The organism is Pseudomonas sp. IT-P2, assembly GCF_949767575.1.
Lineage (GTDB): Bacteria > Pseudomonadota > Gammaproteobacteria > Pseudomonadales > Pseudomonadaceae > Aquipseudomonas > Aquipseudomonas pharyngis.
Genome location: NZ_CATKQA010000033.1, coordinates 577,843 through 603,716, shown reverse-complemented (window position 1 = coordinate 603,716; position 25,874 = coordinate 577,843). Strand labels below are relative to the sequence as shown.

The following is a 25,874-nucleotide window of genomic DNA, read 5'->3' as shown; positions in this document are numbered from 1 at the left end:
ACATCTCTAGCCCGCGCTTTTGCCCGAGTTGTTCATGCCTGCCCATTCCCGTCAGCGACTGGCCTTACCAAGATAGTGGCACTTTGATATACACCCCGCCATCACCCGCCTCACAACAAGATCCTCGGCCCACGAGGACGACCTCTCCCCCAATCCCCAAGGAGCACATTGATGTCTATCCGGAATCTGCGCATCGGTTTGCGCGCCAGTTTGTGTTTTGCCGTTCTGGCCTGTCTGCTGCTGGTGGTCGGCCTGTTTGGTCTGGGCCAGATGAAAACCTTGCGCGAGAGCGCGGCGGTGATCGAGGAATCGTGGATGCCCAGCATCGAAAGCATCCATGACGCAGCGGCGAACATTGCCAGTATTCGTCTCGAATCCCTGCGCCTGATCACCAGTACTCAGGCTGCCGTTCGCGAACGCAGCAAGGGCCTTCTCACGGCGCAACGTCAGGAATTGCTCAAGCGCCTCGACGATCACAAGGCCCTGATTGCCAACGATCAGGAACGGGCGATGCTGGAAGGCTTGGGCGCCGACACCGCCAAGTACCTGAGCATCCTCGACCAGATCATCAAACAGCTTGATGCCGGACAAAACGAACAAGCCTACGCGCGCCTGAGCACTGAACTGGCGCCCCAGGGCACGGTGCTCGACAAGACGCTGGAGCAAATGATCAGCCTCAATCAGCAAGGTGCGGATGCCGCCGCCAAGTCCGCGGCGGCGATGTACCAGCAGGCGCTGTGGATCGTCGCCACGATCATCGTTATCGCCCTGATTGCCACGTTGTTGCTGGCCTGGTTGCTGACACGCAGCATCACCACGCCGATCAATCAGGCGCTGAACGTCGCACGGCGGATTGCTTCGGGAGACCTCAGCGGTCGCATCGACAGCGACGGTCGTGATGAAGCGGCGCAGTTGCTCACGGCTCTGGCCGAGATGCAGGGCAATCTGCGTTCGACCATTCGCGGCATCAGCGAGTCGGCCCAGCAACTGGCCTCCGCCGCCGAGGAAATGAGTTCGGTGATGGAACAGAGCACCCGCGGCCTGCAACAGCAAAATGACCAGATCGAGCAGGCCGCCACGGCGGTCACCGAGATGAGCACGGCGGTGGATGAAGTGGCCGCCAATGCGGTGTCCAGTGCCCAGGCCTCCGAAGCGTCGAACGAGGACAGCAAGCACGGGCATGTGCAGGTCAGCGAGACCATCAGCTCGATTCAGGAACTGGTCAGCGCCGTGCTCGGCGCATCCGAACAGGCCGAGGGCCTTGCGACTCAGGCTCAGGACATCAGCAAGGTGCTGGAGGTGATTCGCGGCATCGCCGGGCAGACCAACCTGCTGGCTCTGAACGCTGCGATTGAAGCCGCGCGCGCCGGCGAGGCCGGACGTGGCTTCGCAGTGGTTGCCGATGAAGTCCGTTCGCTGGCCCAGCGCACGCAGAACTCCACCGAAGAAATCGAGCTGATGATCAGCAGCATTCAGCAAGGCACCAGTGCCACCGTCGGCGCCTTGCAAAACAGCGCCGAGCAGGCCAGCCACACCCTGCGCCGGGCCAACAGCGCCGGCCAGGCTCTGGAGAAAATCACCGCGTCGATTTCGCAGATCAACCAGCGCAACCTGGTGATCGCCAGCGCCGCCGAGCAGCAGGCGCTGGTGGCCCGGGAAGTCGACGAAAACCTGGTGACCATCCGCGATCTGTCGACCCAGACTGCTGCCGGCGCCACCCAGACGTCTGCCGCCAGTCAGGAACTGTCGCGCCTGGCCGTCGACCTGAACGCACTGGTCACGCGCTTCGTGATCTGATCAGACAATTAAATGCCCGATTAGCGGTTGCCATCGCCGGGGCCCTCGGCAACACTCTCGTCCCGATCAAGGAAGGAGTGGCCCGTGAGCCCTGTCGATATTTTCCGCATGTTGTCGCTGGCTGCCATCTGGGGCGCGAGCTTCCTGTTCATGCGCATCATCGCTCCCGCGATCGGTACGGTTCCGACCGGATTCTTCCGCGTTTCAATCGCCGCCGTCGGCTTGCTGGTCATCCTCGGGCTGATGCGCATCAGCTGGGATTTCAAAGGCAAGCTCAAGACTGTGATGTTGCTCGGCGTGATCAACTCCGGCGTGCCGGCGACGCTGTATTCGGTCGCCGCCCAGGTGCTTCCGGCCGGGTACTCCGCAATCTTCAATGCCACCACGCCGTTGATGGGCGTGTTGATCGGCGGGTTGTTCTTCAGTGAAAAACTCACGCTGGCCAAACTCGCCGGGGTGTTCCTCGGCCTGCTCGGGGTGGGCGTGCTGACCCGCGCCGGCCCGGTCGCGTTCGATCTGCACCTGCTGATGGGCGCGGTCGCCTGCCTGCTCGCGACCACCTGCTACGGCTTCGCCGGGTTTCTCGCCCGACGCTGGCTGGATCAGGCCGGCGGGCTCGACAGTCGTCTGTCGGCGCTGGGCAGCATGCTCGGTGCGACCCTGTTTCTGTTGCCGCTGTTCGGTTACAGCGTCATCACTGCGCCGCCGGTGAGCTGGGGTGGCTGGAATGTCTGGCTGTCGCTGTTGGGCCTTGGGCTGGGCTGCACTGCGTTTGCCTACATCATTTACTTCCGCCTGCTGAGTTCCATCGGGCCGGTGAAATCGATGACCGTGACCTTCATGATTCCGCCATTCGGCGTATTGTGGGGGGCGCTGTTTCTCGATGAGCCGCTGTCGATGGCCCACTTGTATGGCGGGGTATTGATCGCCATTGCGCTGTGGCTGGTGCTGAAACCCGCTGTGGTGAAACCGGCAGAAATCGCCACTCGCTGATTCACAGATGCACAAAGGCCCGGGAGTTTCCTCCCGGGCCTTTTTCATGCGCGGCTATTAGGCCGATTTACGGAACACGAACACCAGACCGACGATGATCAACAGCATCCCCAGCACGCTCAACGCCGCCAGGCGATTGCCGAAGATCAGGTAGTCCATCACCGCCGTCACGGCCGGCACCAGATAGAACAGGCTGGTGACATTCACCAGATTGCCCCGGGCGATCAGTCGATACAGCAGCAACGTCGCCAGCACGGAAACCACCAGCCCCATCCACAACACCGGCACGATGAAGCCGGCGCTGTGCTCAAAGTGGAACGGCTGGAACGGCACGAAGATCCCGCACAGCAGCAGACCGGCCAGGTATTGCACCGGCAGCGTGCCGAGGGGATTGTCGGTGATGCGCTTCTGCATGATCGAGCCGAAGGTCATGCTCGCCAACGCCAGCAGCCCGAACAACATTCCAGCGAGCGACATCCCGGCCAGGCCGATGCCCTGGTAAACCACCATGATCAGACCGGCCAATCCCAACGCCAGCCCAAACATCCGACTCGCCGAGCGCTGCCGCTCCATGATCACCACCGTGAGAATCGGCTGCACGCCCATGATGGTCGCCATCACCCCGGGCGTGACTTTCAGATCCAGCGCCAGCAGATAGAAGATCTGATAAGCCCCCAACAGCACCACACCGGTGGCCATCGCGTACAGCACCGGCTTGCCGCCCTTGGGCAGTTTCAACTTGAGCAACGGTGCCAGCAGCACCAACCCGCACAGTGCAATCACAAAACGGATCAGCAGAAAGGCAAAAGGCGAAGCGTGGGCCAGCCCCCACTTGGAGAAGATCGCCCCGCTGCTCCACAGCAGAACGAACAGGCTCGTGGACGCCGCCGCGAGCGCGGATTTTTTCGAAAGGACAAACATGAATACCACCTGTAGTCAGGCAAATAGCCAACTCAGCCGAAGCTGAAATTCAGTAGGTTTTTTCAGGCGGGCACAGGGGTCAGCAGAAAACGCCGATCAGCCCGAAACACCAACGCCCGGCGGTGATACGACTGCGCACACCGGCGTGCTACTGACAGGTGGAGGGTAATGACTGATCTGCACAGGCTGCTGATTCCCGCACGGCACGACGCCAGCGTTGACCGCTGAATCGACTACCGCGTTGATGAGGGATGCAGGCATCTGGGCTGATCTTTTTTGAAGGGTTGAAAGGTGAGTCATACGACTCACGAGCGCCGACTATAACCAGCCCGCGACATGGATTGCAACGACTTGGACAAAGGGCCAGTAGCGACAGGCAGGAGGCAGGCGCATAGGCTCGTTTGCAATTGCAACGACCATTGATGGGGGACATGGAATGCGCGAGATCATATGCCAAGGGAACGGAATCATCTGCGGTATCAGTTGTACAAATCGCAAGCCAGGAAGCTTGCCCGCCTTGCCACGACTCAACTCCAGATTGACCTGGAGATGGCTGGCCCCACAACGCTTGACCTTTCGAAAGTACGTTTCGAACCCATCGACTCGTTGGCGCTGAGTGCTTTTGAGTGTTGGGAGAGCCCGCATTTTTCATGGGAAGAAGTCATTGGATGGAAAGCGTGCGAACCTCTCGCTCTCGACATCGCAATCTGGTTTGAATCTGAACTGTGCGGACTTTGCTTTGCCAACCCGAATAAAAGTCGACAACGCATCCGAATCGTACGACTGGAGGGGCGGCCAAGAGAAACACATCCATTGAAAAACCGTGTTGCACCGCTATCCGTTCTGGCAATTGAGCAATACGCCCGCATCATTGGCAGTAGCTTGATCGAGGCTCAAGAACCATTCCAGGGAGCAATACCAATTTACGAACAACTCGGCTTCGGTTTGGATAACGAGGGTCGCCTTGTCAAAACAGTAGGGAGCCTAGTATTGTGAAAAACGCTCAAATATTGATCAACCACGGTGTGAATATGCGCAAAGAAATAAAAAAATCCCCCAGAAAGAAAAAAGCGCATGCAATAAGGGGTGAATCTGATCCGGCGGTTCTGACAGCCAGTCAAAGACGGCTCTTACAGATCATTGCAACCGGCACCGCTATCGATGAACCAAGCTTACTTGCTGGCCGTCCCTGATTCCGAAAACAAAAAACCGCTCAAACGAGCGGTTTTTTATGCTTTTAATTCCAGCCTCAACCAAACAGCCAATACCCCAGCAACGTCAGCACCACCACCGCCAGCACTGGCCGCATCACGCGGTAGGCTTTTGGATTACGGCGTTTCCACTGCTTGACCTTACCGCTGAACTTGTCGCTGAAGTTCTTGCTCCACGCATAAGCCTGGTTGATCCCGCCAACACGCTCGTCGTCGAGGTTCTGCGGTGCCGTGGCACGGCCCAGCCAGGCGCTGATGAAGCGGTTGATGCGGGTCATCAGGCGGTTGCTCAGCGGCCGCTCGATGTCGCAGAACAGGATGACGCGGGTCTGTTCGGTTTCGTTCTTTACCCAATGCACGTAGGTCTCGTCGAACATCACGTCTTCACCGTCGCGCCAGGCGTAGACCTGCCCGTCGACGAAGATTCGGCAATCGTCGGAGTTTGGCGTTGACAGACCAAGGTGATAACGCAGGGAACCGGCGAACGGATCGCGGTGCGGGTTCAAATGGCTGCCGCCCGGCAACAGCGCGAACATCGCGCCTTTGACGTTGGGGATGGCACTGACCAGCGCCACGGTTTTCGGGCACAGGGTTTCGGCCGATGGCAGCGGTTTGTCGTACCACTTGAGGTAGAAACGCTTCCAGCCCTTTTTGAAGAACGAGCCGAAACCGGCGTCGTTGTTCTTCTCGGCGGCGCGAATATAACCCTCGTCGAACAGATGCATGGCTTCGTCGCGAATGGTTTCCCAGTTATCACGCAACACGTCCAGCTCCGGAAACTTGCTGCGATCCAGATATGGTTTGGACGGCACACCCGAGAACAGATACATCAGGGCGTTATAGGGGGCGAACAGCGCCGAGTGGTTGACGAACTGCCGCAGCACCGGCAAACGCGCCTTGCCGCGCAAATGCACGTAGAGGATGCTGCCCACAAACAGCAGCAACACCGACACCTTGGCGGCTAACGAAAAGGTCATCAACAACTCCTTGAAATAAGACAACGCCACGCCATGTCATTTACCCGAGATGGCGGCCGGCCATGATAAACACTACCGGCTCCGGGAAAAACCCGCCCGACTCAAGATTCAGTGTTAAGAATTGCGCAACAAAGCACTTATTAACATAACGATCCTGAACCCTGGCTGACCTGAATCAACGCACCCCTTACTGCTGGTTCTCCTGATCGGTGAACAGATCACTGAACAGCATGCTCGACAGATAACGCTCACCGGAGTCGGGCAGCACCACCACAATGGTCTTGCCCTGCATTTCCGGAGTTTCCGCCAGGCGCACCGCCACCGACATGGCCGCACCACAGGAAATCCCGCACAGGATCCCTTCCTCCTGCATCAGGCGCAGGGCCATGGCTTTGGACTCGTCATCCGTCACCAGCTCGACCCGGTCAACCATCGACAGATCAAGGTTCTTCGGCACAAAACCGGCGCCGATGCCCTGAATCTTGTGCGGGCTCGGCTTGATTTCTTGACCTGCCAGCGCCTGGGTAATCACCGGCGAAGACACCGGCTCCACCGCCACCGACAGAATCGGTTTGCCTGCCGTATTCTTGATATACCGCGACACGCCGGTGATGGTTCCGCCGGTGCCGACGCCCGCCACCAGCACATCGATGGCGCCATCGGTGTCATTCCAGATTTCCGGGCCGGTGGTCTTTTCATGAATGGCCGGGTTGGCCGGGTTATCGAACTGGGCCGGCATGAAATATTTGCCCGCGTCACTGGCTACGATCTCGTTGGCCTTTTCGATAGCGCCTTTCATGCCCTTGGCTGGCTCGGTCAGCACCAGCTCTGCGCCCAGCGCCTTGAGCACTTTGCGCCGCTCGATGCTCATCGAGGCCGGCATGGTCAGCAGCAATTTGTAACCGCGCGCGGCCGCCACGAAGGCCAGGCCGATGCCGGTGTTGCCGGAGGTCGGCTCGACGATGGTCATGCCCGGCTTGAGTTTGCCGCTGCTTTCGGCGTCCCAGATCATGTTGGCGCCAATCCGGCACTTGACCGAGTAGCCCGGGTTGCGACCTTCGATCTTGGCCAGAATGGTCACGCCACGGGGCGCGATGCGGTTGATCTGCACCAGCGGCGTGTTGCCGATGGAATGGGCGTTGTCAGCAAAAATACGGCTCATGGCTGGGTCCTTGTGCAGCGTTGAATTCAGCCTTCCAAGGTAAGCCTGTTGCCCGTGTCAGTCCAGTCGGGCCGAACGTCTGCGGCAGGCGGCAGTCAATCGCTTTACATCGTTCGGAATTTGCTGCCATGAAGCGTCGCTACCGTTGGCCATTGTGGATTTTCGCCACTGTTGTGGTGTTGCTGGTCGCCCTGCACATCGCCCTGCCCTACCTCGTGCGCGACTATCTGAATGACAAGCTGGCCAACATGGGCGACTACCGCGGCCAGATCACCGACGTCGATCTGGCGCTCTGGCGCGGGGCCTACAAGATCAATGGCCTGAAAATCGTCAAGGCCGACGGCAAGGTGCCGGTGCCATTCGTCGATGCGCCGGTTATCGACCTGTCTGTCAGTTGGCACTCGCTTTGGTACGACCATGCTGTCGTGGCGCAGGTGAAATTCTTTAAACCTCAGGTGAACTTCGTCGATGGTGGTGCCAACAAGCAGAACTCCCAGACCGGTCAGGGCACCGACTGGCGTGAGCAACTGGGCAAACTGTTGCCTATCACGCTCGACGAAGTGCAGATCAGCGATGGGCGGATCAGCTTTCGCAACTTCAACTCCAAACCACCGGTAAACATGAATGCAACCAACGTCGACGCCAGCATTTACAACCTGACCAACGTGGTCGACAAAGAAGGCAAACGCGATGCTCGCTTCGAAGGCAAGGCTCTGCTGCTGGGGCATGCCCCGCTGGAAACCACAGCCACCTTCGACCCCTTGAGCAATTTCGAAGACTTCGAATTTCGCCTGCGGGCCCGCGACATCGAACTCAAGCGCATGAACGACTTCGCCTCGGCCTACGGCAAATTCGACTTCAACGCCGGCCACGGCGATGTGGTCATCGAAGCCGCCGCCAACAAGGGCCAGCTCAAGGGCTACATCAAACCGCTGCTGCGCGACGTGGACGTGTTCAACTGGCAGCAGGATGTCGAGAACAAGAACAAGGGAATCTTCCGCTCGATCTGGGAAGCACTGGTCGGCGGCACGGAAACCGTGCTGAAAAACCAGGGCAAAAACCAGTTTGCCACCCGAGTCGAACTCAGTGGCAGCGTACATCAGCAAGATATCAGCGCGTTCGAAGCGTTTTTGCAGATTTTGCGCAACGGATTCATCCAGGCCTTCAATGCGCGGTACGAACGGCCGAAGCCGGATGCGGGCTAAGTTTTACGGTTGACGATGTAGCGCCCGGTATCCTCTGCCGCGATCAGTGCAGGTTTCACCTGCAATGAATCCCAACCCAGACAGGCCAGGGCCAATGATCGCGGCACCGCTTCCCGACCATTACTGTAGCGACTGATGCTGCGGGCACTGACACCCAACGCTTCGGCTGCCTCATTCAACGGTAAACCGGTGCGAGCGCGCCAATCCATGAAAATCCGTGTGTTTTCGTCCGGCGCATTTTGCGCGAGCGCGTCCCGATACAAGGTATCGGCACCAATCTGGATATCCGGTTCCGGCCACTCCACGCTCCAGCCGTCGTCACCCAACTCAGCGGTTGCGAACACTTCAGCGTCCAGTAGCGGAGCGAGCCCCGGGTAAGTTTGCAGATCGCAGCTCAAGTCCAGGTTCAGCTGTTGGCCGTCAATAAAGGTCAGTGACAGACAAGCATCGCCAAGAGCCTGCACTGCCGCCAACCGTGGCCGCTTCATGGGTAACATCGTTTCCAGTCCTCCAGCAATTGCGTCTGATGGGACAAAACCCACGCCAGCGCTTCCTTGACGATCAGTGGCGGTGCCTTGCCCATCATGACCTCGACGGTTTCCAGGCTCAGCATCACATCCACTCCGCCACCGGTCAGGTGAACATGGGGTGGTGGGTGATCCTTCTCGCGCAACTGAATGCGGTATTTTTCGCGAAATCGGTATTTGGTAGTCATGCCCGAAGGCTATCGCCAAATCGGCGATACCTGAATACTGGCCTCGTGCCAAAACTGAGTCAACATGTGACGCCCCATTCAGAGACTGAATAAGCCGTCTGCGTTCACAGTCGACCGGGCCGCGCGTTATAGTCGGGCATCCGATTATTTCGCCCCCGCCCTGCCCGTTCAGGTCGGCGTTACCGTTCGAGGATTAGCAGATGAAGTTCGAAGGCACCCAGGCCTACGTCGCCACCGATGACCTGAAGCTGGCGGTCAACGCCGCCATCACCCTGGAGCGGCCGCTGCTGGTCAAGGGCGAACCGGGCACCGGCAAGACCATGCTCGCCGAGCAACTGGCCGAATCATTCGGCGCCAAGCTGATCACCTGGCACATCAAGTCCACCACCAAGGCCCATCAGGGCCTGTACGAGTACGACGCGGTCAGCCGTTTGCGCGACTCGCAACTGGGCAATGAAAAAGTCCACGACGTACGCAACTACCTGAAGAAGGGCAAACTCTGGGAAGCGTTCGAGTCCGAAGAGCGCGTCATCCTGCTGATCGACGAAATCGACAAGGCCGACATCGAGTTTCCCAACGACCTGCTGCAAGAACTCGACAAGATGGAGTTCTACGTTTACGAGATCGACGAGACCATCAAGGCCAAGAAGCGTCCGATCATCATCATTACCTCCAACAACGAGAAAGAGCTGCCGGACGCGTTCCTGCGCCGCTGCTTCTTCCATTACATCGCCTTCCCCGACCGAACCACCCTGCAGAAAATCGTCGATGTTCACTACCCGGACATCAAGAAGGATCTGGTCAGCGAAGCGCTGGACGTGTTCTTCGACGTGCGCAAGGTGCCGGGCCTGAAGAAGAAGCCGTCGACCTCGGAACTGGTGGACTGGCTGAAACTGCTGATGGCCGACAACATCGGCGAAGCCGTGCTGCGCGAACGCGATCCGACCAAAGCCATCCCGCCGCTGGCCGGTGCGCTGGTGAAGAACGAACAGGACGTGCAACTGCTTGAGCGCCTGGCGTTCATGAGCCGTCGCGGCACCCGCTAAGAGGCTGATGCCATGTTGCTCAACCTGTTCAATGAAATGCGTGCAGCCAAGGTGCCGGTCTCGGTGCGCGAGCTGCTCGACCTGATCAACGCGCTGAAACAGCGCGTCACCTTCGCCGACATGGACGAGTTTTACTACTTGTCGCGGGCGATTCTGGTGAAGGACGAACGGCATTTCGACAAGTTCGACCGTGCGTTCGGCGCCTACTTCAACGGTCTGGAAAAGCTCGACGATCACTTGCAGGCGCTGATCCCCGAAGACTGGTTGCGCAAGGAATTCGAGCGTTCGCTGAGCGACGAGGAACGCGCGCAGATCCAGTCCCTCGGCGGCCTGGACAAGCTGATCGAAGAGTTCAAGAAACGTCTGGAAGAACAGAAGGAACGCCACGCCGGCGGCAACAAATGGATCGGCACCGGCGGCACCAGCCCGTTCGGCTCCGGCGGTTTCAACCCGGAAGGCATCCGGGTCGGCGATGCCGGCAAGCGCCAGGGCAAAGCGGTGAAAGTCTGGGATCAGCGCGAGTACAAGAACCTCGACGATTCCGTGGAACTGGGCACCCGTAACATCAAGGTCGCCCTGCGTCGCCTGCGCAAATTCGCTCGTCAGGGCGCGGCGGAAGAGCTGGACATCGACGGCACCATCGACCACACCGCCAAGGATGCCGGCCTGCTGAACATCCAGATGCGCCCGGAACGGCGCAACACGGTGAAGCTGTTGCTGCTGTTCGACATCGGCGGCTCGATGGACGCCCACGTGAAGATCTGCGAGGAATTGTTCTCGGCCTGCAAGACCGAGTTCAAGCATCTGGAGTACTTCTACTTCCACAACTTCATTTATGAATCGGTGTGGAAGAACAACATGCGCCGCACTTCCGAGCGCACGTCGACCCAGGACCTGCTGCACAAGTACGGCGCCGACTACAAAGTGATCTTCATCGGTGACGCCGCGATGGCGCCTTATGAAATCACCCAGGCTGGCGGCAGCGTCGAGCACTGGAACGAAGAGCCGGGTTACGTGTGGATGCAGCGCTTCATGGAGAAGTACAAGAAGCTCATCTGGATCAATCCGTATCCGAAAGATACGTGGGGCTATACATCGTCGACCAATATCGTGCGGGACTTGATCGAGGATCAGATGTATCCGCTGACGTTGCGCGGGCTGGAAGAAGGGATGCGGTTTCTGTCCAAGTAAGCGGATGGTTCCCATGTCGAGGCGTCGAACCGTCTGCGTGGGAATGCATCAAGTGACGCTCTGCGTCACTGGGACGCGGAGCGTCCCGGGCGGCATTCCCACGCGGAGCGTGGGAACGATCAAACGCAGACGCGTTCGACGTGGGAACGATCAAGTAAAGCGCTGTAGATATTCGAGGTGTTCCCGGTGTGCGACGTCCTGCACCACCGGGCGCAATCTGACCTTCACCCCCGGCAGACACTGTGCCAGTCGAGCCAGCGCCAGCGGCGTCAAGGCACCCAATCGCGGATAGCCGCCAATGGTCTGCCGATCATTGAGCAACACGATCGGCTGCCCGTCCGGCGGCACCTGCACCGCGCCCAGCGGAATGCCCTCGGAAATCATCGGTTTGCCCTGATACTGCAACGCCGTGCCCAACAGACGAATACCCATGCGATCGGCGCGACTGTCCAGCGTCCAGGCACGGTTGAAGGCATCGAACAGACTCTGCCCGCTGAACTGACCGATCTGCGCGCCCAGCACCAGATCCAGTGGCGCGTCGAGGCGCAGGTCCGGTCGATGCTCCGCCGGAACCTCACACATCAACAGGGTTTCGCCCTGATAACTCAGCGAAGCGCCCTTGGCCAGCGGCAATCCAAAACCATCAAGACCGCCAAGCTCCTCACGCACCACCGTGGCACTGCTGCCCAGCACTTTCGGCGCACTGAAACCGCCGGGCGCCGCCAGATAGGTCCGCGCCCCCAGTAACGGTTGGGTGAACTTCAAGGTCTGCCCTTTGCGCAGCTTGAAACTGCGCCACGGCGCCAACGCCTCGCCGTCGATCTGCGCGCCAAGGTCGGCGCCAGCCAATGCCAGCAAGCAATCTTCTTCAGCCACCACCGTGAACCCGCCGAGGGTGATTTCGATCACGGGCAAGTCCAGGCCATTGCCCAGCAGCCAGTTGGCCCAGGCCATCGACCGCCAGTCCGCCGCGCCGCCCTGAGTCACGCCCAGATGGCGCACGCCAAACCGCCCGGCATCCTGCAACAGGCACAGCGGCGTACTCGCTTCAATCGTCAGTCGGCTCATGCCAGGGCCTCCAGAGGCGTGTCGTCACCACCGAGGCGGATGAATTCGGCGTGGCTCACCGCTTCAAAACGCACGGTATCCCCGGGCTGCATGAGGCTGTAGCCATCGCGTTCACGGTCGAACAGTTTTGCCGGTGTGCGACCGATCAGGTTCCAGCCACCGGGAGACACCACCGGATACGCGGCCGTCTGCCGTTCGGCGATGCCGACGCTGCCGGCGGCGACTTTCTTGCGTGGGGTATTCAGACGCGGTGCTGCCAGGACTTCTTCCACCAGCCCCATGAACGCGAAACCCGGCGCAAAGCCTAGGGCGAACACCTGATATTCACGAGCACTGTGACGGCGGATCACTTCTTCCACCGCCAAACCGCTGCGTTGTGACAGCAGACTCAATTCCGGTCCGACGCTCAGGTCGTACCACACCGGTAGCACATGACACTGGCCGCCGGTGCGCGCGTTCGGCGACAGGTCGATCAAGGCTTCGGCGATCAATTCGCGAGCCTGACCCGGATTCAATTCGGTCAGGTCGTAATGCACCATCAACGTGGTGTACGACGGCACCAGATCGATCAGATGTGCGCCGAACACCGTGCGCAACCGCTCACTGGCGGCGAGCATCCACGGCATGTTGGCTTCGGCGATTTCATCGAACAGGCGCAGCATCAGGCAATCCAGCGCCACCACTTCCACCCGCAGATTCATGGCGCGCTCTGCTCGTTCAGGGCCTGACGAATGCGCTGCACGGCAGCCACTGAACTGGCGTTGTCACCGTGGACGCACAAAGTGTTGGCTTGCAGGTGCAGCGCGCTGCCGTCGCTGGCCGTGAGGTTGTCGCCACGGGCGATGGTCAGCGCTTGCCCGATGATGGTTTCGGAATCGTGGTGCACCGCGCCCGGCAGTTGTCGCGAGACCAGTCGGCCGACGCTGTCGTAGGCGCGGTCGGCGAAGGCTTCGAACCACAGGGTCACGCCGTATTCGTCGCCGAGCTGTTGCGCGGCCGTGTTATCGCGGGTGGCCATCAGCATCAGTGGCAGGCTGCGATCGTAAGCCGCGACGGCCTGAATCACCGCCCGCAACTGCGCCGGGTTGGCCATCATGTCGTTGTACATCGCGCCGTGGGGTTTGACGTAACTGACTTTGCCACCTTGGGCACGGCAAATGCCGTCGAGGGCGCCGATCTGGTAATGCAGGATGTCTTGCAGTTCCTGGGCGGTGTAGGCCATGGAGCGGCGGCCGAACCCCACCAGATCCTGATAGGCCGGATGCGCACCGATCTGCACGCCGTGGCTCAGGGCCAGGCTGACGGTCTTGCGCATGATGCTCGGGTCGCCGGCGTGAAAGCCGCAGGCAATGTTGGCGCAGTCGATGAAGGGCATGACTTCCGCGTCCAGACCCATGGTCCAGCTGCCGAAGCTCTCGCCGATGTCACAGTTCAATAGCAGGCGGCTCACGGTGAACACTCCTGTAGTTCTTTTCTTTTTTTGCTGTGGGACAGACAGTGTCCCGCAGGTTATCAGTTACTGCGCGTCCAGTTGCTTGCCACGGGTTTCCGGCAGGCTCAACGCCGCGAGAATCACCACCCCGTAGGACACCGCCGCAAAGGCACCGATGCCTACACTCAGCGGCACTTTCTGGCTGAGCAACCCGATCAACAGCGGGAACAACGCCGCCAGTGCCCGGCCGATGTTGTAGCAGAAGCCCTGCCCCGAGCCGCGAATCCGGGTTGGAAACAGCTCGGTGAGAAACGCGCCCATGCCACTGAAAATCCCCGAGGCGAAGAAGCCCAGCGGGAAACCCAACCACAGCATCACGCCATTGCTGACCGGTAATTGGGTGTAGAGCAGAACGATGGTGAACGAGCCGACCGCGAACAGGATGAAGTTCTTCTTGCGGCCCAGCAGGTCGGTCAAATAGGCGCTGATCACATAACCGACGTAGGAACCAATGATCACCATCGCCAGATAACCGCCGGTGCCGAGTACGCTCAAGCCGCGTTCGTTCTTCAGAAAAGTCGGCAGCCAGGAGGTGATCGCGTAATAACCGCCGAGGGCGCCAGTGGTCAGCAATGAGGCGCGAATGGTGGTGAAGAGCATGCCGGGGGCGAAGATCTCGTAGAACTTCGAAGGGCTGTCCAGAGTTTGCTTGGCTTTGGCTTCGCGGTAGATCTCCGGGTCTTTCACCAGACGCCGGACAAAAATCACGAACACCGCCGGCACGATGCCGAGGATGAACAGTGCGCGCCAGGCGTCTTCCGGTGGCAGCACCGAGAACAGCAGCGCGTACAGAATCGCCGTCAGCCCCCAACCCAGCGCCCAGCCGGATTGCACCATGCCCACCGCCTTGCCGCGATCCTTGGCGCGGATCACTTCACCGATCAGCACCGCGCCGGCGGTCCATTCACCGCCGAAACCGAAGCCCATCAGGGTTCGGGCGATCAGCAGTTGTTCGTAGTTTTGGGCGAAGCCGCAAAGGAAAGTGAAGAAGGCGAACCACAGCACCGTCAGTTGCAGGGTGCGCACGCGGCCGATGCGGTCGGAGAGAATCCCCGCCACCCAACCGCCGATGGCCGAAGCGATCAGAGTACTGGTGTGGATCAGCCCGGCCTCGCCAGTGGTGATGCCCCACATCGCGATCAGGGTCGGCACCACGAAGCTGAGCATCTGGGTGTCCATGCCGTCCAGACCGTAGCCGATCTTGCAGCTCCAGAAGGTCCGGCGCTCCTGCTGATTGATGTTGCGATACCAGTCGAACGGGCCGGGACGGGCCGCAGTCTTGGGGAGGTCGAGGGTGTCGGGCGCACTCATGGCATGTCTCCGCAGGCTTTTATTAGTCTTGTTCGAAGCTCCGACGACGCCTATCGTGGGAACCGGATGCGTCGATTCTTGGGTGCGTCACCCGGTCGCGTCCAACGAATAAAAACCCGCCCAAGACATAAGAAAAATTTGTTGCCATGAACCTGAAGTTTCTCGAAACCTTCGTCTGGGTCGCCCGGCTGAAAAGTTTTCGCCTGACCGCCGACAAGCTGTTCACCACCCAGGCTTCGATTTCCAGCCGGATTGCAGTACTCGAAGGCGAGCTCGGGGTGAAGCTGTTCCTGCGTGACTCACGCGGCGTTAGTCTGACGCCCGAAGGTTTGAAAGTGCTGGATTATGCCGAGCAGATGCTCGACACGATGCAGGCGCTGAAGCAGTCGATCGAGACCCGATCGAGCAAGGTCGGCCGGGTGCGCATCGGGGTGATGGACACGGTGATCCACACCTGGCTCAGCCCGCTGGTGGCGCAGATGACCGATCTGTACCCAAGGGTGGAAATCGAGCTGGTGGCGGATACCTCGCTGAACCTCTGCGATCAGCTGCAAAAAGGCTTTCTCGATCTGATCCTGCAAACCGATCTGGTGCGCCAGGAAAGCGTGCGCAGCCTGGAGCTGGCCAGCCACCCCATTGGCTGGATCGTCGCCAGCCATTCGATCTACAACCGCGACTACCAAAACCTCGCCGACCTGGCGCAGGAACGCATAATCACCTACTCGAAAAACTCCCGGCCGCATCAGGACATCCTGGCGCTGATGCAGGCCCAGGGCGTACTGGCGCCACGGCTGAACTGTGTGAACTCGGTGTCGGCGATCACCCGGCTGTTGCGCGACGGGTTTGGCATTGGCGCGTTGCCGCCGGTGCTGGTGGCCGAGGAACTGGCGCGGGGTGAATTGACCCTGCTTGACATCGAACAGCGACCGCCGAATCTGCAGGTGGTGGTGTCGTGGCGAGTCGGTGTGGAATGGGTCGAGGAGATCGTGACGTTGTGTCAGCAGGTGCTGGAGGAATATGCGCGCAAGGTAGGTACGGATTACATCGTTCTAAGTTGATCGTTCCCACGCTCTGCGTGGGAATGCCTAAACGGACGCTCCGCGTTCGGCTTTGGAAGGGACGCGGAGCGTCCCGGGCTGCATTCCCACGCGGAGCGTGGGAACGATCTTCATAAGTCTTACAGCCCGCGCACATCCCGGTCTTCGATCGGCCGGCTCTGGCGCAGGCGCTTGCCGCCCAGCACCACCCAGTCGATCAGACGGAACAGGCATTCAAGACCGAACGACAGCAACATCGCGCCACTCATGCCCCAGATCATCGCTTCCGGCGTCAGCAGGATCTGGTAGCTGTAGCCATTCCAGGTTTCCTTGCGGATGTCCGGGTCGGCGGCCAGCACCACTTGCAGGAAGCGGATGTACCACGGGCCCTGCATCGCCTGGAATTGCTTGTCCAGCGCCAGCTGACGGTTGAGCAAGGTGCTCAGGCTGTCGGCATCGCTGCGAAACACCGGGTCTTCGCTGGCACGGTAATGGGCGACCAGTGCCTGGATATCACCCTTGAAAAACTGCTCGGCGGTGCCCTGGAAGCCGCGTAGACCAGTCTGCGCCTCGATCAGGTGCGCTTCGACCCGCTTGGCGTAATCGTTGATGAAGCCCGGCACCTGGACACCGATCAACAGGCCCGCCGCAAACAACACCAGCCGTAGATAACTGAGCAACATGGGGGTGCAATCCTTATTCGGTCGTGCCCTGGCTGACGCATTCGCCGCGTCGCCACAGGCTCCATTGGCCCGGTTCGTAGCGGGTCCAGGTTTCGTTTTCGGTCAAGGGTTCGGTGGCAATCACCGTGACCACGTCGTTGGGCGTGGTTTCGGCCTGGAAGTCGACGATCACATCGACATCCTTGAGCCGCGCCGGGCCAAACGGTGCGCGTCGGGTGATCTGCGCCAGTTTGGTCGAGCAATAGCAGAACAGCCAGTCGCCGTCGCTGAGCAGGCAGTTGAACACGCCTTTGCTGCGATATTCGGCGCAGGCCGCGACCAGATCCGGCAGCAGCACTTCTATATCGACCGGTTCCGGAAACGCTGCACGTACCCGGTTGAGCAAATCGCAGAACGCCGCTTCGCTGTCGGTATCGCCGACCGGGCGGTAGAAACTCTTGATCGGGGTGAAATCGGCGAGCTGACCGTTGTGCGCGAAGCACCAGTTGCGCCCCCACAGTTCGCGGACGAACGGGTGGGTGTTGGACAGACAGACCTTGCCGACGTTGGCCTGACGGATATGCCCGATGACCACTTCGCTCTTGATCGGATAACGCTGCACCAGATTGGCCACTTCCGACTCGCTGCTGGCCGCCGGATCCTGGAACAGGCGCAGCCCACGACCTTCGTAGAAGGCGATGCCCCAGCCGTCGCGGTGCGGGCCGGTGCGGCCGCCGCGCTGCATCAGCCCGGTGAAGCTGAACACGATGTCGGTCGGCACGTTGGCACTCATGCCCAGTAATTCACACATGTGCGGACTCTCGTGATTACAGACGCGGCTCGACCCGCATGCGCTGCGGATTGCTCGGCACCGGCGGGCGACCGTAGCGGTCATCGCCGGCGCCGCCGAACGGTTGATCGGCGTCGCGCTCGTCTTCGGCACGGGCCGCTGCGCGGGCGGCTTCAGCCTGCTCCCGGCGGGCCTTGGAGGCGCGTTCGATCGGCAGGCGGATCAGCACAAAAATCAGATACAGACCGAACGCGATCATGGCGTACATGAGCAGTTCGGAAATGGCGCGCCAGGCGTTATTGCCGACCTTGAACGCCAGATCCAGCGCGGTGATGGCGATGGCCGGGGCGAATTTTTCCTTCACCGGGTCAATGATGGTCGGGCTGAACAGCAACACCGCCATCAGCACACGCAGCGGCTCGCGCAGCCAACGCCACATCCAGCGGGTCATGCGCATCCACACCAGCAGGCAGCCCACGGCGGCAAAGGCGTAAAGGCCCCAGGCGATCAGATAGTCGTTCTCGGTCATGGTGTCCATGGCAAGGCAGGCAAGTCGGGTAGAGACACACCATTACTGGTCTGCCTCCCCCTAAGAACCGTACGTGCGCCTTTCAACGCATACGGCTCAAGTCTTTAGAAAGCCCCGGTTGGAGCCGGCTTGTTTACTGTCAATCCACGGCTGTGTAGCTGCTGATGACAAACTGGATGCAATAGTACTCGGTTATCCAAGGTGTCTCCACCGCCTTGGGAGCGGTGGATTACATGATGGTCGTGCCACCCGCTTTCCTTGGTAATAGGCTGCTTGCACAGCGGACATAGACCTTTTTGGCTTTGAAAGAGACTTACGATCTGTTTCCGATACTTCAGCTTTTTAAGCATTCGCACCATTCGCAATTTCTCTCCCATTTCCTCCATGGAGGGATCGAAGGGGTTGTATTCCCCGCTCACCTTTCTATGCCGCTCGATCGCAGTGCTCGCTATTGAGTACAGGGGAGCTATTGCTTTGGTCCCGTCCGTCCTCATCGCCATGGTGGCGAACACCCAACTTCTGCCTTCATGGGGTTGGAAATAACCTCTCCTGACCCATTCCAACGATTTATTAGGATGTCGCCTTTTCGCCCAACGCCAAAGAGCATGGAAAACAGAGTTATCCATTCTGCTAAACGCCTTCTTGGCAACCACTGGCTGGTGGTACATCGCCCAGCCACGCAGTATCGGATTCAGCCGTTGGATCAGATCCTCTTGCTTTGCCGTTTTGTTGGTACTGATGACGTCCTTCACCTTGCGATAGAACGCTTTCACGTTTTTCTTGCTTGGCTTGATCAGGAGCTTTCCTTCGTACTTGCGGAAATTCCATCCCAGAAAGTCAAAGCCTTCGTCTATGTGAACCACGCGGGTTTTCTCGAGTGACAGCTGCAATCCTCGCACAGCGAGGAATTGCTCCACCCAAGGTCTGATTTCGCTTTCCAGCATCTCTTTCGAGTTTCCGGTAATCACAAAGTCATCCGCATAGCGCACCACATTGATTTTCAGCTTCTTGGCCTTCGTCACGCCCAAGTGTTGCTTGAGCTGTGACTCCAATCCATCCAGCACCATATTTGCCAAAGTCGGCGAGATGATCCCGCCTTGTGGCGTACCGGCATCCGTTGCCTGAAGCTGGCCTTTATGAATCACTCCAGCCTTCAACCATTTCCGGAGGATCGTTTTGTCCGTAGGGACATTGGCGATCAGCCAGTCATGGTTGATATGGTCAAAGCAACCTTTGATGTCCGCCTCCAGTACCCATTCGGCCGAGACCTTCTTGGATAAGCAGATGAACAGCTGTCCCATTGCGTCTGCGGTAGAGCGCTCGATCCTGAAGCCGTAGCTGTTCGGATCTCCGGTGGTTTCTGCAATGGGCGCCAGAGCTAGCAGGTATAGAGCCTGCATGGCCCTGTCAGTCATGGTCGGAATGCCTAGTGGGCGCTCCTTCCCGTTTGACTTCGGAATGAACACACGCCTTAAAGGCCGTGGTTTGTATCCGTGGCGCTTCAACCCGTTTGCCGCTTTCCATTTGGCATCGGGTGTATCCCAGAGCACTCGGTCGACTCCGGCCGTGCGCTTGCCCTGGTTTTCAGTGACTCGCCGAACAGCCAAATATCTGGCCGAACGAGAGCGGGTCAGCATTCGTTGCAGGGAGTTAACCCTGCGCCACTTGCCTTCCCGACAAGCCTTCGCAATCCGTAACTGCATCGCCCGGACATTCCGCTGAACACGCCACCAATCGATGTCATGCCATTGTTGCGGAGCGCCGGAAGGCGCAGACACGGCCGTAGGGCTGTGTACTTTCATGCTGCCTTCCTCTCAAGTTGCCTGAGCTGAAGACGTACGCATCCCCTGACGGGAATGGACGTCCCGTCAGGGGTGAATTAATGGGAAACCTCAACCGCAGGTTTCTGAAATTATTGAGACAGACTCAGTCAGAGTTCATGCGACGAAAGACCACGCAGAAGTCTGCCCGGTTTCCCGTGAGGTGATGTTTCAACCTCTATCCGATCCATTACAGATCGGCTTTCGCTTTCTCTGCGATCCCATACCCGCACAGCCAACAGATCCCCTTGCGGTTCACCTGCCCGAAGGCAGCTATACGGGTTTACCACGTTCCCTGCCTGTCACACGATTGGTTTAGGGCCTGCCTTTTCGCCGGTGATCCTGATGACGACGTACCTCCAGCCTCTACAGAGATATCCGATCACTTTGCCTTTTGGCTCAAGCCTGACAGCTGTTTTGGCTTGTTTATAATTACGACGTTTATCAGCAGTTCACATATGTTGCCCATGCCAACCAGCCTGGCGCCTCAACCCGGTTCAGCTCCGAGCATCTCTACAACCCCTCACGGTGGCTGCAGACCTTTCCAGGGGCTACGTTGTTAGAAAAGCTTCACACCTCATCGTCGCCAATGACGCATGTTTTCCTAGGCTATCGTTGGTCGCACAACGAGTCCGCTGCTACCTTGCGAGCAAGCTAGATGGACAATGACAGACAGAGCTTTCGCTCGAGTCTTCAGATGAGTAAGCAAGCACTGAACGAATCAGCAGGCTCAGAAAAGCGTTTCCTCCTGTTTCAGAAGCAGGAGAAAACCCTTGCGGGGATTCTTTCCCGCTGGGGTGAGGTTCTGTAAGAACCGATGATTTAGTGTGCATTCAGGAAAGAAAAAGATCTTTCCTCCAGTCAATAATTTGAATGCTGATGGACTGTGGGCCTGCCCCGCCGCAACGGTAAGTCCTTGAAGGCAGTGGACTTCTTTGATGGATTTTTATTCCGGAGATTGGGTACTCCAGCCTTGGCTGTAATCAAACAGCCCTTCAAGATGACCATCCACCTCGAAGTCTTGAAGACACGCTACGCGTGTCGCACAGAGGCGCTTATAGTAACGACTTTTCGCACGTCAGGCTTCCCCGCCGTCCGTGCTGCCCTTATTTGTCATGTCCGAGAGCTTTCCATGCCCGTATCCGCCAACGTCATCAGCGCCCCGATTGCCCACAAGGCCGCCGGTCATGACCCGTACGCCTGGCTGCAGGAACGCGACACCGACGCGGTGCTCGACTACCTCAAGGCTGAAAACGACTATCAGCAGGCACAGACCGCCGATCAGGCTGAGCTGCGCGAAACCCTGTTCGAAGAGATCAAGGGCCGGATCCTCGAAACCGACCTGTCCCTCCCCTCGCCATGGGGCCCGTACCTGTATTACACCCGCACCACCGCAGGCGACGAATACGCCCGCCACTACCGCTGCCCGCGCCCGGTCGATGACAGCCTGACCCTCGACGAAAGCCGCGAACAACTGCTGCTCGATCCGAACGCACTGGCCAACGGCGGTTTTTTCTCCCTCGGCGCCTTCAGCATCAGCCCGGATCACCAGCGTCTGGCCTACAGCGTCGACGCCTCGGGCGATGAGATTTACACGCTGTTCGTGAAGGAATTGTCCAGCGAGCGCGTCAGCGAACTGGAATTCCAGGACTGCGACGGCAGCATGACCTGGGCCAATGACAGCCTCACGCTGTTCTTCGGCGTACTCGACGACACCCATCGCCCGCACAAGCTGTTCCGCTATCGCCTCGACGGCACGGCCGCCGAAGAGGTGTTCCACGAACCGGACGGGCGTTTCTTCCTGCACTGCTACCGCGCCAGCTCCGAGCAGCAATTGCTGTTGTCGCTGAGCAGCAAGACCACCAGCGAAGTCTGGGCGCTGGATGCCCATCAGCCGCAGCAGCCATTCACTTGCCTGGCGCGACGGGTCGAGGATCACGAATACGACGTCGATCACGGCAAGCTCGATGGCGAATGGACCTGGTTCATCCGCACCAACCGCGACGGCATCAACTTCGCCCTGTATCAGGCGCCGGACACGGGCATCGCACCCAGCGAAGCCGACTGGCAGAACCTGATCCCGCACAGCGATTCGGTGATGCTCGATGGCGTGACCCTCAACGCCGAAGCCCTGACCCTGAGCCTGCGCGAAGGTGGGCTGCCGATCATCGAAGTTCGCCCACACGGTCTGGCGCCTTATCGCGTGCAATTGCCGGACGCGGCCTACAGCCTCTACGTGCAAAACAGCCTGGAATTCGAAAGCGACCGCATCCGCCTGCGCTACGAGGCGTTGAATCGTCCGGCTCAGGTTCGGCAACTGATCCTCGCCACCGGCGAGCAGACTGTCCTCAAGGAAACCCCGGTGCTCGGCCCGTTCGACGCCGACGCCTACGTCAGCCAGCGCCTGTGGGCGACCGCGCCGGACGGCACCCAGGTGCCGATCAGCCTGGTGATGAAACGGGAAATGGTTGGCAAACCCGTGCCGTTGTACCTGTACGGTTACGGCGCCTACGGTTCAAGCCTCGACCCGTGGTTCTCCCACGCCCGCCTGAGTCTGCTGGATCGCGGCATGGCGTTCGCCATCGCCCACGTGCGCGGCGGCGGTGAGCTGGGCGAAGCGTGGTACCGCGCTGGCAAGCAGGAGCACAAGCACAACACCTTCAGCGACTTCATCGCCTGCGCCGAATTCCTGATCCTCAACGGCATCACCACCGCGCCACAACTGGCGATCAGCGGTGGCAGCGCCGGTGGCCTGCTGATCGGTGCTGTGCTCAACCAGCGTCCGGATCTGTTCGGTGTGGCGATTGCCGAAGTGCCGTTCGTCGACGTGCTTAACACCATGCTCGACCCGGATCTGCCGCTGACCGTCACTGAATACGACGAGTGGGGCAATCCCGAAGAGCCGGAGGTCTACGAGCGGATCAAGGCCTATGCGCCGTACGAAAACGTCACTGCACAGGCGTATCCCGCAACACTGGTGATCGCCGGCTACAACGACAGCCGCGTGCAATATTGGGAAGCGGCCAAGTGGGTGGCGAAATTGCGCGCGACCAAGACCGATGACAATCCATTGCTGCTCAAGACCGAACTGGGCGCCGGCCACGGCGGGATGAGCGGGCGTTATCAGGGATTACGTGACGTAGCGCTCGAATATGCATTTGTTTTCAAGGTTCTGGGCATTGCCTGAGGAACTCCGCCGGTCAGTCAGGTCTTAATTCCGGGCACCGGGGGCCGATAAGCAGATCGCCCCCCGGTGGCGAGCCTGCCACTCGACACAACAAAAAGACCGCACGACATGTCAGAACCCACTCTACTGAACAACGAAATCCGCGACTGGCTGATGGACTGCGGCCTGTTCGATCAATTGCAACTGGCGGATTTCGCCGCCGCCTCGGGTTACTTCAGCATCAGCACCGTGGCTGAAGGCGAAGCGATCTTTCGCGAAGGCGATGCCGGCAGTTTCATGTGCATCATCCACGCCGGCCAGGTGGCCGTGCAGAAAACCGGCGGCGACGGTCAGGTCGTGACCATGGCCACTCTGCGCAGCGGCCGGGCGTTCGGTGAAATGGCCGTGCTCGACGGCGAACGCCGTTCAGCGACTTGCGTGGCGGCGAGCAACTGTCAGTTGCTCAACCTCGGCAAGGATTCGCTGGAAAAAATGCTCAACGACGCGCCGAAGATCGCCGCCAAGATCATCCGCGCCCTCGCCGTCTCCCTGTCCAAACGCCTGCGCATGGCCGACGGCCAGCTCGCCGCCCAGCAGATCTAGCCCCCTGGGGATTTGGGCTTGCTGTCGTTCTGTTCCAGGCCCGGCAATGGCTGATCCTTAGTCGGCGGGCTGGGCATTTCGATCGGCACCAGCGGCGGGCCGCCACTGCCGGGGCCGGCCTTGGGAATCGGCACCGGGCTGATCTGCGGATACGGGGTTGGCGTCGCAGTACCGGGCGAGCCCGGTTGCGGTGTCGGGCTGACGGGAATCGTCTGTTGCGCCTGTACGGCAGTTATCGAGAGCGCGGCCAGGGTAATGACCGTTAGAATGGTGCGCTTCATCAAGGGCTCCGTTGGCCTGAAGTCTGCCTTCAGGCTACTCCCAACGCGCCGGCTTGCCTTCCCCCCTGTAGAGATTTCCATGAAACGTTTCGTTCTGCTCGACACCACGCCGATCCCTGACAACGGCGGCGCCCTGTGCCTGTTCGAGTATGGCGAGGACTTCGTCATCAAGATCCAGGGCGGCGACGGCGGCCAATTGATGAACACCCGCATGCACGGCTCCGAAGATGCGCTGGCCGAGATCCCGTGCCGCAAGGTCGCCGGCCGGCCGAACTCGCGGGTGCTGATCGGCGGTCTGGGCATGGGCTTCACCCTTGCCTCCGCGCTCAAGCACCTGGGCAAAGGTGCCGAAGTGGTGGTCGCCGAACTGGTGCCCGGCGTCGTCGAGTGGAACCGTGGCCCGCTCGGTGAAAAGTCCGGGCGCCCGCTGCTCGATCCGCGCACGGTGATCCGTCAGGAAGACGTGGCCAAGGTGCTGCAAAGTGAGCCGAACGGTTTCGACGCAATCATGCTCGACGTCGACAATGGCCCCGAAGGCCTGACCCAGAAGGCCAACAGCTGGCTGTATTCCGCCGCAGGCCTGGCCGCCTGCGCCAGGGCGATGCGGCCCAAAGGCGTGCTGGCGGTGTGGTCGGCCAGCGCCGACCGGCAGTTTTCCGACAAATTGAAGAAGGCCGGTTTCAAGGCCGAGGAAGTCCAGGTCTTCGCCCACGGCAACAAGGGCACACGCCACACGATCTGGATTGCCGAGAAGCTCAAGGGCTGAGCTAAACTTGCGTCATAACCGTCATTAGTCTTCTGCAAAGGTGAACCCATGAGTTCGTCCACCCCGACCAACACCTCGAAGCTGGATCGCATCCTCGCCGACAACCAGCGCGACAAGGAAATGGGCTACCGCGACAAGGCCCTGAAGATGTACCCGCATGTGTGCGGTCGCTGCGCCCGTGAGTTTTCCGGCAAGCGCCTGAGCGAACTGACCGTGCACCACCGCGACCACAACCACGACAACAACCCGCAGGACGGTTCCAACTGGGAACTGCTATGCCTGTACTGCCACGACAACGAACACTCGCGCTACACCGATCAGCAGTATTTCGGCGAAGGCTCGCTGAGCACGCCGAAAATCGCCAAGGCCACGCACAATCCGTTTGCGGCACTGGCCGGTCTCATGAAAAAAGAAGACTGAGTTCCCCAACTCTGATGTGATCGTTCCCACGCTCTGCGTGGGAATGCCTCAATGGACGCTCTGCGTCCGCTTTGGGACGCGGAGCGTCCCGGGCTGCATTCCCACGCGGAGCGTGGGAACGATCAACAGCGTGGGAACGATCTGTCCTGAATCTGCCCGCCCTCCCCCAATCCCCGTATAATCGCCCTCTTTTTCCCGAAGGCACCCCGCTCGTGGCAGACAAACGGTACAGCTGCATTGGTTTGTATAACCCCAAATCACCGGAAAACGTCGGTTCGGTGATGCGCGCCGCAGGCTGCTACGGCGTGTCGACCGTGTTCTACACCGGCAAGCGCTATGAGCGCGCCGCCGATTTCGTCACTGATACCAAGCGCGTGCACTACGACATCCCGCTGATCGGCATCGACGACCTGAAAAAGATCCTGCCGCTCAATTGCGTCCCGGTTGCCGTGGAACTGGTTGACGGCGCCCGCCCGCTGCCGGAATACACTCATCCGGATCGCGCCCTGTACATCTTCGGCCCCGAAGACGGCTCGCTGGATCAGGAGATCCGCGACTGGTGCGAAGACGTCGTGTACATCCCGACCACCGGTTGCATGAACCTCGCCGCCACGGTCAACGTCGTGCTCTACGACCGCATGGCCAAAGGCCTGAATACCCGCTCCGGACCGAAATTCCGCTGAAACGCCGCACATCCGATGGAACGAGCTG

27 protein-coding genes are annotated in these 25,874 nt (G+C 59.8%); 13 read left to right on the top strand and 14 right to left on the bottom strand.

Annotated elements, in window-relative coordinates; translation table 11 throughout:
- The first annotated feature begins 171 nt into the window (after positions 1-171).
- A complete protein-coding gene (locus ACM6JM_RS19005) occupies positions 172-1,797 on the top strand; it encodes a methyl-accepting chemotaxis protein (RefSeq protein ID WP_103385768.1) in 1,626 nt (541 codons plus the stop codon).
- Between the two features lie 84 nt (positions 1,798-1,881).
- Complete coding sequence (locus tag ACM6JM_RS19000) at positions 1,882-2,790, top strand: DMT family transporter (RefSeq protein WP_074691112.1); 909 nt, start codon at positions 1,882-1,884, stop codon at positions 2,788-2,790.
- A 57-nt stretch (positions 2,791-2,847) separates the two neighbouring features.
- Here ACM6JM_RS19000 and ACM6JM_RS18995 read toward each other — a convergent pair whose 3' ends face one another.
- Positions 2,848-3,711, bottom strand: coding sequence for a DMT family transporter (locus ACM6JM_RS18995; RefSeq protein WP_414882336.1), 864 nt, complete (start codon positions 3,709-3,711; stop codon positions 2,848-2,850).
- Between the two features lie 450 nt (positions 3,712-4,161).
- Between ACM6JM_RS18995 and ACM6JM_RS18990 the strand changes: the two genes are divergently transcribed.
- Together ACM6JM_RS18990 and ACM6JM_RS18985 are read left to right on the top strand one after the other, a co-directional pair.
- Positions 4,162-4,707: a hypothetical protein gene (locus tag ACM6JM_RS18990; RefSeq protein WP_085666758.1), complete on the top strand. Its 546-nt coding sequence runs from the start codon at positions 4,162-4,164 to the stop codon at positions 4,705-4,707.
- Positions 4,704-4,904: a hypothetical protein gene (locus ACM6JM_RS18985; protein WP_074691111.1), complete on the top strand. Its 201-nt coding sequence runs from the start codon at positions 4,704-4,706 to the stop codon at positions 4,902-4,904. Before ACM6JM_RS18990 ends, ACM6JM_RS18985 begins: the two co-directional genes overlap by 4 nt.
- A gap of 56 nt (positions 4,905-4,960) precedes the next feature.
- On the opposite strand, the gene ACM6JM_RS18980 is transcribed toward ACM6JM_RS18985, so the two are convergent.
- Together ACM6JM_RS18980 and cysK are read right to left on the bottom strand one after the other, a co-directional pair.
- Positions 4,961-5,899 (bottom strand): aspartyl/asparaginyl beta-hydroxylase domain-containing protein, encoded by a 939-nt coding sequence (locus ACM6JM_RS18980; RefSeq protein WP_085700631.1) that lies wholly within the window; start codon positions 5,897-5,899, stop codon positions 4,961-4,963.
- 187 nt (positions 5,900-6,086) lie between these two features.
- Positions 6,087-7,061 (bottom strand): cysteine synthase A, encoded by a 975-nt coding sequence (cysK, locus tag ACM6JM_RS18975; protein WP_011332943.1) that lies wholly within the window; start codon positions 7,059-7,061, stop codon positions 6,087-6,089.
- Positions 7,062-7,189: 128 nt separating this feature from the next.
- On the opposite strand from cysK, the gene ACM6JM_RS18970 reads away from it, so the two are divergent.
- Entirely contained in the window at positions 7,190-8,266 is a 1,077-nt protein-coding gene (locus tag ACM6JM_RS18970; protein ID WP_085666760.1) for a DUF748 domain-containing protein, read from the top strand.
- Here ACM6JM_RS18970 and ACM6JM_RS18965 read toward each other — a convergent pair.
- On the bottom strand, positions 8,263-8,763 hold the full coding sequence (locus ACM6JM_RS18965) for a DUF2442 domain-containing protein (protein WP_039772614.1): 501 nt from the start codon (positions 8,761-8,763) through the stop codon (positions 8,263-8,265). The genes ACM6JM_RS18970 and ACM6JM_RS18965 overlap by 4 nt on opposite strands.
- Positions 8,751-8,981, bottom strand: coding sequence for a DUF4160 domain-containing protein (locus tag ACM6JM_RS18960; protein WP_039772616.1), 231 nt, complete (start codon positions 8,979-8,981; stop codon positions 8,751-8,753). The genes ACM6JM_RS18965 and ACM6JM_RS18960 overlap by 13 nt, the downstream gene beginning before the upstream one ends.
- A 200-nt stretch (positions 8,982-9,181) precedes the next feature.
- Here ACM6JM_RS18960 and ACM6JM_RS18955 point away from each other — a divergent pair, with 200 nt between their 5' ends.
- Complete coding sequence (locus tag ACM6JM_RS18955) at positions 9,182-10,027, top strand: AAA family ATPase (RefSeq protein WP_007911294.1); 846 nt, start codon at positions 9,182-9,184, stop codon at positions 10,025-10,027.
- Positions 10,028-10,039: 12 nt separating this feature from the next.
- Positions 10,040-11,218, top strand: a complete 1,179-nt coding sequence (locus tag ACM6JM_RS18950) for a vWA domain-containing protein (RefSeq protein ID WP_016771218.1) — start codon at positions 10,040-10,042, stop codon at positions 11,216-11,218.
- Positions 11,219-11,368: 150 nt separating this feature from the next.
- On the opposite strand, the gene ACM6JM_RS18945 is transcribed toward ACM6JM_RS18950, so the two are convergent.
- The 4 genes from ACM6JM_RS18945 to ACM6JM_RS18930 all read right to left on the bottom strand — a co-directional run bounded on the left by ACM6JM_RS18945 (position 11,369) and on the right by ACM6JM_RS18930 (position 15,089).
- A complete protein-coding gene (locus ACM6JM_RS18945) occupies positions 11,369-12,286 on the bottom strand; it encodes a biotin-dependent carboxyltransferase family protein (RefSeq protein WP_414882334.1) in 918 nt (305 codons plus the stop codon).
- Entirely contained in the window at positions 12,283-12,987 is a 705-nt protein-coding gene (locus tag ACM6JM_RS18940) for a 5-oxoprolinase subunit B family protein (RefSeq protein ID WP_039772620.1), read from the bottom strand. Before ACM6JM_RS18940 ends, ACM6JM_RS18945 begins: the two co-directional genes overlap by 4 nt.
- Positions 12,984-13,736 (bottom strand): 5-oxoprolinase subunit PxpA, encoded by a 753-nt coding sequence (locus tag ACM6JM_RS18935; protein ID WP_039772754.1) that lies wholly within the window; start codon positions 13,734-13,736, stop codon positions 12,984-12,986. Before ACM6JM_RS18935 ends, ACM6JM_RS18940 begins: the two co-directional genes overlap by 4 nt.
- 66 nt (positions 13,737-13,802) lie before the next feature.
- Entirely contained in the window at positions 13,803-15,089 is a 1,287-nt protein-coding gene (locus tag ACM6JM_RS18930) for an MFS transporter (RefSeq protein ID WP_074691107.1), read from the bottom strand.
- A 146-nt stretch (positions 15,090-15,235) separates the two neighbouring features.
- Here ACM6JM_RS18930 and ACM6JM_RS18925 point away from each other — a divergent pair, with 146 nt between their 5' ends.
- A complete protein-coding gene (locus ACM6JM_RS18925) occupies positions 15,236-16,147 on the top strand; it encodes a LysR family transcriptional regulator (protein ID WP_163974239.1) in 912 nt (303 codons plus the stop codon).
- Between the two features lie 119 nt (positions 16,148-16,266).
- Here ACM6JM_RS18925 and ACM6JM_RS18920 read toward each other — a convergent pair whose 3' ends face one another.
- The 4 genes from ACM6JM_RS18920 to ltrA form a co-directional block, all read right to left on the bottom strand.
- The gene (locus ACM6JM_RS18920) at positions 16,267-16,809 is read right to left on the bottom strand and encodes a DUF2937 family protein (protein ID WP_011332934.1); all 543 of its coding nucleotides are present in this window, start codon (positions 16,807-16,809) and stop codon (positions 16,267-16,269) included.
- 13 nt (positions 16,810-16,822) lie between these two features.
- The gene (locus tag ACM6JM_RS18915; protein WP_025110635.1) at positions 16,823-17,599 is read right to left on the bottom strand and encodes a class II glutamine amidotransferase; all 777 of its coding nucleotides are present in this window, start codon (positions 17,597-17,599) and stop codon (positions 16,823-16,825) included.
- A 16-nt stretch (positions 17,600-17,615) separates the two neighbouring features.
- A complete protein-coding gene (locus tag ACM6JM_RS18910) occupies positions 17,616-18,116 on the bottom strand; it encodes an MFS transporter (protein WP_414882333.1) in 501 nt (166 codons plus the stop codon).
- Positions 18,117-18,211: 95 nt separating this feature from the next.
- Positions 18,212-19,909: a group II intron reverse transcriptase/maturase gene (ltrA, locus tag ACM6JM_RS18905; protein WP_103385775.1), complete on the bottom strand. Its 1,698-nt coding sequence runs from the start codon at positions 19,907-19,909 to the stop codon at positions 18,212-18,214.
- 1,150 nt (positions 19,910-21,059) lie between these two features.
- On the opposite strand from ltrA, the gene ACM6JM_RS18900 reads away from it, so the two are divergent.
- Entirely contained in the window at positions 21,060-23,114 is a 2,055-nt protein-coding gene (locus ACM6JM_RS18900) for a S9 family peptidase (protein WP_414882332.1), read from the top strand.
- A 108-nt stretch (positions 23,115-23,222) separates the two neighbouring features.
- The gene (locus tag ACM6JM_RS18895) at positions 23,223-23,696 is read left to right on the top strand and encodes a cyclic nucleotide-binding domain-containing protein (RefSeq protein ID WP_414882331.1); all 474 of its coding nucleotides are present in this window, start codon (positions 23,223-23,225) and stop codon (positions 23,694-23,696) included.
- Here the strand turns inward: ACM6JM_RS18895 and ACM6JM_RS18890 are convergent.
- On the bottom strand, positions 23,693-23,977 hold the full coding sequence (locus ACM6JM_RS18890) for a hypothetical protein (RefSeq protein ID WP_039772629.1): 285 nt from the start codon (positions 23,975-23,977) through the stop codon (positions 23,693-23,695). The genes ACM6JM_RS18895 and ACM6JM_RS18890 overlap by 4 nt on opposite strands.
- A gap of 79 nt (positions 23,978-24,056) precedes the next feature.
- On the opposite strand from ACM6JM_RS18890, the gene ACM6JM_RS18885 reads away from it, so the two are divergent.
- The 3 genes from ACM6JM_RS18885 to ACM6JM_RS18875 all read left to right on the top strand — a co-directional run bounded on the left by ACM6JM_RS18885 (position 24,057) and on the right by ACM6JM_RS18875 (position 25,846).
- On the top strand, positions 24,057-24,743 hold the full coding sequence (locus tag ACM6JM_RS18885) for a hypothetical protein (RefSeq protein WP_039772631.1): 687 nt from the start codon (positions 24,057-24,059) through the stop codon (positions 24,741-24,743).
- Between the two features lie 48 nt (positions 24,744-24,791).
- Complete coding sequence (locus tag ACM6JM_RS18880; protein ID WP_007944009.1) at positions 24,792-25,163, top strand: YajD family HNH nuclease; 372 nt, start codon at positions 24,792-24,794, stop codon at positions 25,161-25,163.
- Between the two features lie 212 nt (positions 25,164-25,375).
- Entirely contained in the window at positions 25,376-25,846 is a 471-nt protein-coding gene (locus ACM6JM_RS18875) for an RNA methyltransferase (protein WP_007958066.1), read from the top strand.
- The last annotated feature ends 28 nt before the right edge of the window (positions 25,847-25,874 follow it).